The sequence below is a fragment of the Bacillus sp. 05T31 genome (assembly GCF_056396725.1).
In genome coordinates this window covers 1-10,561 of the sequence record NZ_JBFTMA010000086.1, presented here as the reverse complement: position 1 = coordinate 10,561, position 10,561 = coordinate 1, and the positions used below count along the sequence as shown (strand labels likewise).

The window sequence follows — 10,561 nt, the reverse complement described above, 5'->3', positions numbered from 1 at the left end:
GTTATAAGCTCACAAACTGTTAACATATTAATAAGCGTTATCTCTTCATTTGTAAGTGCATCATATTGTAAGATCATATTTCGCACACCGTACCTACTAAACCATCTCTGAGCATATGATAAATTTTTCTCAGTTCGCACAATCCCAACATATTTCATCATGCATTCTTGTATTTCTTCTTTCAACGGTAAATCATTAAGAGCTATAAAACTTTTCCCTCTCTCTTCCGGCACATTTTTTCTTTCCTCTGCTGGCTTAGCTAAAATGTGTTTTCCTATTCGTCTTCCAAACACAAGACCTTCTAATAATGAATTACTCGCCAATCTATTCGCACCATGAACTCCATTACAAGCCACTTCACCGACCGCATATAAGTTTGAAATGGACGTCTCTCCGTCACAATTCGTCTTCACGCCGCCCATATGAAAATGAGCGCCCGGTACGACCGGAATAGAATTTTCTTTTAAATCAATACCATTCTTTTTACATAATGATGAGACGGTCGGAAAACGTTGTTCAAAGTTTTGAATGGTTTCGATGTTTAAGTACACTTTTTCACCTGCAAGAAGTTGTTCATGAATAGCCCTTGCCACTACATCACGCGGTGCGAGATCTTTCCCGGGATGTATATCCATCATAAAACGCTGTCCTTTTCCATTTATAAGGACAGCTCCTTCACCACGGACTGCTTCAGAAACGAGACCACAACATCGCCCGTCCACGTATAACATCGTCGGATGAAATTGTACAAATTCTAAATCAACAAGTTCCCCCCCAGCTCGATATATCATCGCAAGTCCATCGCCTGTAATTGTCTCATCATTCGATGTAAAGGCGTACAAACCACCTATTCCTCCTGATGCTAACACCGTATTATCAGCATAGTAACGCTTCAGCTTCCCTTCACTATTTCGCGTTAAAGCTCCTATGCATTTATTATTTTCTATAATAAAATCGAGYACCATTTCATGCTCAACGACAGTAACGTTCGGAACTACTTCTTGTATTAAATGCTCTAATAGATTTTTACCAGTTGCATCTCCTCCGGCATGTAAAATGCGCCGTTTTCGATGCGCCCCTTCTTTACCAAGGTGGATCCCTTTTTCATCCCCATCAAATTTCATTCCATTCGTAATAAGCTTACTTATTTCTTTCGGTCCCTCTTCAACTAAATAACGAACTGCTTCTTCGTTGTTATAATGGCAACCTGCCACTAATGTATCCTCAAAATGCCCACTCGGATCGTCATATGTAGCAACTGCTGCTGCAATTCCTCCTTGAGCTAAATGTGTATTATTATTACGTCCTGTTTTTTTTGTGATAATTATCACATTCTTTTCGTGACAAAGCTCTTTCGCAACACGAAGCGCCGCAACGCCACTTCCAATAATCAAGACATCTGCACTTGGCATAATTCTTGCCTCCCACCTTACACTTTCCAACTGTCTTGACACCTATATTTACATAGTTTTAAAATAATGACAAGAGTTTTTTTACAATTCTTATTTTCACTACCATTCTAAAAACGAAAATAAAGTGAAACTTTAATCAGTGGGGGTTTTGTCCATCCCCCACTGATTATTAGTTGAACCAATCGGGCTTTTACGGGCAGCCCGACTCCCACCTAACTTCCTCGCATTCGCCAAATTTTGAGGCGGGAGTCTTACTGCCCGTTAACGCGGGACAAATGTCACTCTTACTGAAGAGAGGAAATTACATGATGATATATCTAGATTATGCAGCGACAACACCTATGAGCGAAGAAGCTTTAGAAACATATGTAGAAGCAGCAAAGAAATATTTCGGAAATGAACAAAGTTTACACGATATCGGCGGAAGCGCATCATCTTTATTGCAAGTTTGTAGAGAAACATTTGCAGAAATGATTGGGGGTAAGGAACAAGGTGTATTCTTTACAAGCGGCGGTTCAGAATCTAACTACCTTGCGATTCAATCCCTTCTAAATGCTAGAAATGGAAAGCACATTATTACGACACCTATGGAACACGCATCGATTCGAAGTTATTTTCAATCCTTACAATCGCAAGGTTATACTATTACTGAGATTCCTGTTGATAAAAGTGGGATAATTCATTTAGTAGATTTAGAAGCAGCTATTACAGAAGATACTGCTCTAGCAAGTATACAGCACGGAAACTCTGAAATCGGGACCGTTCAAAACATTGCAGAGATCGGAGCAATTTTAAAAAAATATAATGTTTTATTTCATTCGGATTGTGTTCAAACGTTTGGTAAACTTCCAATAGACGTTAAAGCGATGGAGATTGATAGCCTCTCTGTTTCAGCCCATAAAATATACGGACCAAAAGGAGTTGGAGCTTGCTATATAAATCCGCAAGTTCGCTGGGAACAAGTATTTCCGGGAACTTCTCATGAAAAAGGCTTTCGCCCTGGTACAGTGAACGTTCCTGGAATCGCTGCTTTTTTAACAGCCGCAGAGCATATATTAAAGAATCAAAAGGAAGAGAGCTTTCGTTTTAAACAATTACGATCTTATTTTTTAGAGCAATTACAAACACTTCCTCTAGAAATTGAAGTGAAAGGACATTCTACTTCTTGTTTACCACATATTATTGGGGTTACAATAAAAGGAATAGAAGGTCAGTATACAATGTTAGAATGTAACCGTCATGGTATAGCCATTTCAACTGGAAGTGCTTGCCAAGTMGGTAAACAAGACCCTTCAAAAACAATGCTTGCAATTGGAAAAACGTATGAAGAGGCAAAACAATATGTCCGCTTTTCTTTCGGACATCACACAACGAAAGAACAAATTGATACAACTATTCATGCACTACACACAATTGGAAATCAATTTTATAGAGGTGTTAAATCATAATGAAACAAAATGATCAAAAAAAGATTTTAGGCGAAGAAAGACGACAACTCATCCTCGAGTGGCTTCTTGCTGCAAATGAACCGTTATCGGGGAATGAGCTATCTAAAAAGACAAACGTAAGTAGGCAAGTTATCGTTCAAGACATTTCCTTACTAAAAGCACGAAATGAACCAATTATTGCGACTGCACAAGGGTATTTATATTTAAAGCCACAAACAAGACAACAAGCTTTTGAACGCGTAATCGTATGCCAACATAAACCGGCAGAAGTACGTCAAGAACTTACTATGTTAGTTGACCACGGCGTTACAATTAAAGACGTAAAAGTTGAGCATCCTGTATACGGCGACTTAACAGCATCGATTATGGTAAGTAATCGCTTCGATGTAGAGCAATATTTACAAAAAATCGAAAACACAAACGCTTCCTATCTTTCGCAACTAACAGATGGTATTCACTTACATACAATTGAAGCAGATTCTAAAGAGAAATTAGATGCCGCTTGTGAGGCACTAGACCGCGCTGGATTTCTCGTTTATTAATGTAAAGCACAGAGTTTTTTATCCCGCATTAACGGGCAGTAAGACTCCCACCTCAAAATCCGGCTGGAGCAAGGTAGTTAGGTGGGAGATCAACTGCCCGTAAACGCCCGATTGGTTCAACTAATAATCAGTGGGGGATGAACAGAACCCCCACTGATTAAAGTTTCACTTTATCATTCTCTGTGCTTTTATTTTGTAAATGTTATAATATTGTAATCAATTGTAAAGGGGATCAAATATGGGGATTGAACTCGTTCACTTTAGCACTGGTAAGCCGAAACAAATGAACTATGGCGAAGATAAAGAAATGATAACAGGTATATGTAAAGATCCTACAGAAGAGGCCTTCCTCTCAAAAGACGGATTCCGTGGYGATGATGTAGCGGATTTAAAACACCACGGGGGACCTGATCGCGCAGTTTGCGTGTACCCACACGAGCATTACGCACTATGGGAAGAGGAATTTCAAACTACACTTCCGGCTTCCACATTTGGCGAAAACATTACCGTAACAAATATGTTAGAGCGTGATGTATGCATCGGAGATACATATCAACTAGGCGAAGCAATCATTCAAGTTACACAAGCGAGAGTACCTTGTAGCACAATTTCAAAACGCCTTGGTATTCCTGGCATTTTGCCACGTATTGTAGCAACTGGATATACTGGGTATTTATGTCGTGTTCTTCAAGAAGGTACTGTACGTCAAGATTCTAAAATTACATTATTAGAGCGTCCATCAAACAATGTATCTGTTTTGTTCTCTAACGAAATTTATTTTCATAATAGGAAAGATAAAGATGGCATTGAGAAGGTTCTTGCTGTACAAGAACTAGCCGAGATCTGGCGTGGTCAGTTAGAGGATCGTCTTGCGAAGTTAAAATAATAAATCCCACCTTTTATAGGTGGGATTCTATTTATCTATCATACGGTATACTAGCGACCGAAATTATATCGACTTAACTACAAAATACGACAAACACTCCCCTTACAACCAATAAGAAGAATAACTCCCCAGCACAGTAACAGAAAACCCGAGTGCTTCAAGTTCCATCATTACGCCTGGCAATAATACGTCATCATATGCTTTATCKACGTCGATTAAGAAAAAGTAATTTCCAAGACCTGTTTTCATCGGGCGCGATTCAATTTTGGATAAGTTTAATTTTCTCCATGCGAAAGCTGATAACACTTGATATAGTGCCCCTGCGTAATCAGCAGGTAACGTTATCATAAGCGTCGTTTTCTCTCCTCGGTTTTCTCCGTTATTTGGGAGTACTGCTTTCTTTTTCTTATGGAGAACAAGGAAACGTGTATGATTGTTTTTATGCGTATGAATATCACGCCTTACAATTGTTAATCCGTATTTTTCTGCCGCTGCTTCATTTGCAATCGCGGCAACTTTTTCTTCAGGATGTTCTTTCACATATTGCGCAGCAGCGCTTGTTGATGTCATATCTCGAACAGTTACGCCTTTTAATTCCTCATTTAAAAATTTATGGCACTGTGCAATGGCATGCGGATGAGAATGTACAGCGTATACTTCTTTCCACACTTCTTCGTACTGCGGGTGTACGAGTAAATGTTGCTGAATTGGCACTGTAATTTCTCCTACAATGGAAAGTGGCTGCTCATGTACGAGATAATCAACCGTTATATTAACTGAACCTTCTATGGCGTTCTCTAACGGTACAACTGCGAAATCTACGTTTTCATTTGCGGCTGCATCAATACAATCTGGAATCGTTCGATACGGTACATGCTCTGCTTCCGGAAAAAAACGACTCACCGCCATATTTGTAAATGTTGCCTCTGGTCCTAAATATCCTACTCGAATCATCGTCTTTTCCCTCTCTTTTTCGTTTTCTTACTGTTATACCATACTTTTTTATATTCTTCTATGTAAATTTCGAATATTAAAAAAAGACTAGCATTCGCTAGTCTAAATGTTTCTTGTATTCTCTTTGAGCGAAGAAGAAATAAATGATACATGCAGCGATATAAAACAGAATAAACAAACCTACTTTTCTTAATGAACCGTCCATAAAGAGAGTATTATGAAACGTATATAACGCAACTGCACTATGCATACTTCCTACTATAATAGGTGCAAAAAATAGCATACATAATTGCCAACGAGAAATCTTCCACACCTCTTCCTTTGTCATCCCAAGTTTAGAGAGTGCACCATACTGTTTACGATCCGATGCAATATTATGAAACCATTTAAAATATACGATACTACATGAAGTAAGGAAGAATAATATACTAATGAATGAGCCTACAAATAGAGTAAGATTACCGAACTCTTTCATATTCACATATAACTCCATATTACTTCGAAATGCATCATTATTATCTTGTTTCATATGTTTCCGTAAATCTTCGTTTAATTCTTTCGTATTTTCGATATTTGGTAATGTGTAACCTCTATATATCATTTTTTCAGAATCCGGAATTGTATTTGCTATACTGTTAAAATCTTCATCATTCATGACAAAAAACAGACCATTAATGTATGAAGGGTGATGGTTAAATTGTACCCCTTCTTTCTGACCGTTAAATGCGAATGGATACGCTTGATTCATTACTTGCAATTGAATCTCTTTTTGATTATATACATTTGGATAATTGCGTTTATTATAATAGACAAGTGTAACTGTTCCTTTTTTAGGATAATACATTTTCTGTTTTTGTTTTCTTGCCTCTTGATTGTATTCACTTTCCTTTATAAGCGGTGCTACCTCTGTTTCTCCCTTATTGGACTGAAAAGATGCATACACTCCAACAAAACTCATATATTGAAAATTATCATATCCATATTGATGTAATAAGTTTTCAACCTTGTCTTTCCCGAAAACTTCATGAGCAGAAGTACCTTTTTCTATGTATGAAAATGAGTGTACTCCTCCGCCACGCCACATATCTTGCATGCTAGAAAAATATAAGAACACCGTACCTGTCGCCGTAACGACAAACGTTGTTGCCATAGACAACAGAAAGAAAAAGCGACTATTTTCCTTCATTCGATGTGACAATTGATTCACTATAAATAAATACGGATATGTATACATAATCTTTTTATTTCGTTTTATCACTTCTAACAATTGGCTAACACCATGTGTAAAAGAAAAATACGTTCCAAAAAAGATAAGTATAGACACAGGGAAAAAGTATAATGCTATCGTTGGCATCGTCACTTGTAGCGCTAGCGCATATCCCGTTCCTAAACAAGTAAAGCCGAATAAACAAAGCCACTTTGATGTTTTCCTCTCYCGTTTATCTGTTCGAAATTCTTTTAATAACCGTATGATTTTTATATTCCATATACGTAAAGCACTTATAAAAGATAACAGAACAAAGACGAGCATATATATAACAAACGTTACACCAATCGCTCTCATGTCAAATATGACAGGGAGTGCTTTCGGAAGGCGAAGTAACATGCTAAACACCATAAAAAAGAGTTTCAAAAAAATCATGCCAAGTCCGATACCGAAAATATTAGCGAAAATTCCGATCAATATTTGCTCGGTCATAATCACTCCTATTACGTTAGACTTCGTCGCTCCCATTAACATATATAACCCTAATTCTTTCTTACGTACTTCTATGAAAATAGAAGTAGAGTAYAAAATAAATATRACGAAAAAAGAAATAATTATAACGTTACATATGATAAGTCCCCAGCGTACATTTTGATACCACATCGTCTCTTGCATATACGGATGTACAATGACAGACATGTATGCATAAGAAGCAAATATWGCAAAACAACTACTTAAGAAAAACACTTTATAATTACGCCAATTTCCCTTTATATTTTGTAGCGCCAGTTGCCGAATGTTCATCTATCGTCCTCCTGTACCTTACTACATAGGCAAAAAGCTAGAGGTTTCCCTAGCTTTTCACGTGTTTTAAATATCCTCTTTGCGCGATCATAAAGTAAATGGCAGAAGCTAAAATATAAGCCCCTATTACAATCGCACCTGATTTCCATAAATCGATATAAAGCATTTTCCCTAACGTATGAAGAGCAAATCCACTATGAATTGTACCGATTAAAATTGGGATAAAGAAGATAACTCCCATTTGACGAATTGCAATTTTACGAATTTCTTTATCTGTCATACCAATTCTTTTTAATGACTTAAATTGAATACGATCTTGTTCTTTATCATTAAACCATTTAAAGTATGTCATGCTACACGCAAAGAAGAAGAACAGTACTGCTACGAAGAATCCGATGAACATTGTAATCGCTCCGCCTTCTCTTATATCTTTATAAGCGAACACTGCGTTTCTCAATTCCCCTTGCTTTTCTGGTGCAATTTCCTTTTTCAAATCTAGCACAAGGTCTTCCGTACTTTTCCAGTCTTCAATATAATAACCGTAATATTTCGTCTTTTCTTCATCTGGTACGAGCTTTTCGTATTTCTCAAAATCTTGATCATTCACAATGAGATATTCGCTATCATTAAAAACAGAATATGACGTTGGCTCATTTAATTGAGCAGACTGCATTTGTCCGTTGATTGTAAATTCATACGGTTTCGTACGATCTATCTTCATAAGTTCATTTGCTGCATCAACCATAACCATCGTCGCACTACCTGGTGCATTATGAACCTCTGTAATTTGCTCTTTCTTTTGTTCACGTACTTCCGCGTTATATTCTTTTTCTGAAATAATCGTCATTGGTACTTCACGTTCACTGTTAAACAACATTATTTTCTGTGTTGCAGGTAGTTTTACGTAAGTTACTTTTCGTGCATCTTCAAACCCATGTTTTTTTACAATCTCTTGTTCTTTTTCTTCATTAATCAGGCTATGCGTATTTAGTCCCTTTTCCTCATATGAAATAGCATGCGGTGTAAGCTCTATCGTTTTCGCACTCATATTTTCAAAATATACATAAAGCGTACCAACYGCTGAAGAAACAACCGCCGTAATRATAGAAATWACAAATAGAAAACGAGCATTATCTTTCATTTTRTAAATAAGATTGCTAAGTACRAACATATTKGGATACGTATAAAAAGATTGTTTTCKTTTTTGCARTGCTTTTAATACGACTGTACTWCCTTGYGTAAAYAGTAAATACGTTCCGCCAATTGTCAGTCCGACAATTGGTAAGAAATACATAATGAAATTCATAATTGTTACTTGGAAACAAAGTATATACGCAGCAATAATACAGCCTATACCAATTACCCCTAACCATGTAAATGCAAAAGGTTCTACTTTTTGTTTTCTTGCCTCTCTTAATAAATCAATAATTTGCAAGCGGCCTACTGTCCAAACACTAAACAATGATAGTATTAAAAAGAGGAWAAAGTATATGCCARCTGTAATMARAACTGCTTTWCYATTCCACACAAGCGGMAGTGTTTTATCWATTTTYARTAAKACRCTKARTGCTTGGAARAAWAGTTTTGAACAAAGCATTCCAATCCCAATACCTACTACAATGGCAATACTCCCTAACATCAGTTGCTCTAATATAATCATTCGGCCAAGTTGAGACTTCGTTCCACCTATTAACGTTAATAAGCCAAATTCTTTTTTTCTTGCTCGTAAAAACGTTGAATTCGCATATAAAATAAAGAGTGCTGAGAAGATGACTACAATATAATTCATCGATTCTAACCCTTTTGTAATCATCGTCTTCATACTAATATTACCGCTTACGACATCTGGATGATAAATGAAGGAAGCATACATGAAAAATACGACAATCGATAAACAACTACTAATAAGAAACGCTTTATAATTACGCCAATTTCCTTTTACGTTATTAAGCGCGAGCTGGCGAAAGTTCATGATATTCTCCTCCTAGCATCGCAAGTACGTCTAAAATTTCTTGGAAAAAGGCTTGCTTCGTTCTTCCTTTATGTATTTCTGAAAAAATCTCTCCATCACGTATGAAAAGGATACGTTCGCAATAACTAGCGGCTACTGGATCATGTGTTACCATTGCAATCGTTACTTTCTTTTGCTCATGCAAATCTTGAAGTGCTCCCATTAATGATTTCGCTGACTTAGAATCTAAGTTTCCTGTTGGCTCATCCGCTAAAATTAATGTTGGTTCATGAATAATCGCCCTTGCAGCTGCTGCACGTTGTTGTTGTCCACCTGATACTTCGTATACTTTTTTATTTAAAATTTCTTCGATGTTTAAAAACCTCGCAATTTCAAGTACTTTCGCATCRATTTCWTTTACAGATTTCTTCGCCATTACAAGCGGCAAAATAATATTTTCTTTAATCGATAATGTATCAAGTAAGTTGAAATCTTGGAAAATGAATCCTAGATGTGTACGGCGAAATTCCGCCAATTTTGCAGCACGCATTTGATTAATTTCTTCACCATTTACAAGCACATGACCTGAAGTTTGCTTATCAATTGTTGCTAATAAATTTAAAAGCGTTGTTTTTCCGCTTCCTGAAGGCCCCATAATCCCTACAAACTCGCCTTCTTCAATTTTAAAATTTATATCRTTTAAAGCAGTCGTCGCTACTGAACCTTTTGATTGGTACACYTTTGTTAAYCCTTTTACTTCAAGAACACTCATTTCTAATCCCCCTAYGTGTTTTCTTCTTACATTTACTATAAGAAAAATAAGAAAAAGAAACGAGTGATTTCCCTTACAAAACGTTTTGTTATCTTACAGTTTTGTCATTTTTCTCATTAATGTATGATATTCTTCATCTTTTGCAAATTGGAACGTRAMTGTTGTTCCTTCCCCTTCAGYYGATTGYACATACACTCCATGATGTAAATTACCGCAGATTTCCTTCGTAATATATAAACCCATACCTGTCGCTTCCCTTGTTTTACGGCCGTTTATTCCCGTAAAGAACGGATCAAATATACGCTTTACATCTTGCTCAGGAATACCAATTCCATTGTCCTTAATATGTAATAACACCTTTTGATCTTTCTCTTCAATTTGAAATTGAATTTCTTTTTTCTCTGCTTCTGAAATTTTTGTATACTTAATTGCATTCACAACAATTTGGCTCATCGCGATACTAAGCCACTTTCTATCAGACGCAATCATACAAGTCTCTTCTTCAAACATCATTTTCGGAAATACAGAAGATTGAATGAACGACTTCCGATTTTCATTAATAATATCTCGAATGACCTCTATAAC

Annotated in this window: 9 protein-coding genes; 3 read left to right on the top strand and 6 right to left on the bottom strand. The window is 36.6% G+C overall.

Annotation, left to right across the window (positions count from 1 at the left end):
• The coding region (gene nadB, locus AC1DJR_RS08305; protein ID WP_477002373.1) for an L-aspartate oxidase at positions 1-1,412 on the bottom strand (1,412 nt) is incomplete at its 3' end.
• Positions 1,413-1,717: 305 nt separating this feature from the next.
• Here nadB and AC1DJR_RS08300 point away from each other — a divergent pair.
• The 3 genes from AC1DJR_RS08300 to AC1DJR_RS08290 all read left to right on the top strand — a co-directional run bounded on the left by AC1DJR_RS08300 (position 1,718) and on the right by AC1DJR_RS08290 (position 4,288).
• Positions 1,718-2,860, top strand: coding sequence for an IscS subfamily cysteine desulfurase (locus tag AC1DJR_RS08300; RefSeq protein WP_107887405.1), 1,143 nt, complete (start codon positions 1,718-1,720; stop codon positions 2,858-2,860).
• Positions 2,860-3,402 (top strand): transcription repressor NadR, encoded by a 543-nt coding sequence (locus AC1DJR_RS08295; protein ID WP_002034157.1) that lies wholly within the window; start codon positions 2,860-2,862, stop codon positions 3,400-3,402. The genes AC1DJR_RS08300 and AC1DJR_RS08295 overlap by 1 nt, the downstream gene beginning before the upstream one ends.
• Before the next feature lie 238 nt (positions 3,403-3,640).
• Positions 3,641-4,288 carry an MOSC domain-containing protein gene (locus AC1DJR_RS08290; RefSeq protein ID WP_429687656.1) on the top strand — a complete coding sequence of 216 codons (648 nt, stop codon included), beginning with the start codon at positions 3,641-3,643 and terminating at the stop codon, positions 4,286-4,288.
• A gap of 102 nt (positions 4,289-4,390) precedes the next feature.
• On the opposite strand, the gene pheA is transcribed toward AC1DJR_RS08290, so the two are convergent.
• The 5 genes from pheA to AC1DJR_RS08265 form a co-directional block, all read right to left on the bottom strand.
• Entirely contained in the window at positions 4,391-5,242 is an 852-nt protein-coding gene (gene pheA / locus AC1DJR_RS08285) for a prephenate dehydratase (RefSeq protein ID WP_429687655.1), read from the bottom strand.
• 97 nt (positions 5,243-5,339) lie between these two features.
• Complete coding sequence (locus tag AC1DJR_RS08280; protein ID WP_429691863.1) at positions 5,340-7,253, bottom strand: ABC transporter permease; 1,914 nt, start codon at positions 7,251-7,253, stop codon at positions 5,340-5,342.
• Between the two features lie 49 nt (positions 7,254-7,302).
• Positions 7,303-9,225: an ABC transporter permease gene (locus tag AC1DJR_RS08275; RefSeq protein ID WP_477002372.1), complete on the bottom strand. Its 1,923-nt coding sequence runs from the start codon at positions 9,223-9,225 to the stop codon at positions 7,303-7,305.
• Complete coding sequence (locus AC1DJR_RS08270) at positions 9,200-9,976, bottom strand: ABC transporter ATP-binding protein (protein WP_477002371.1); 777 nt, start codon at positions 9,974-9,976, stop codon at positions 9,200-9,202. Before AC1DJR_RS08270 ends, AC1DJR_RS08275 begins: the two co-directional genes overlap by 26 nt.
• Positions 9,977-10,069: 93 nt before the next feature.
• Positions 10,070-10,561 (bottom strand): ATP-binding protein (locus tag AC1DJR_RS08265; protein WP_477002370.1); only part of this gene is annotated, 492 nt, incomplete at its 5' end.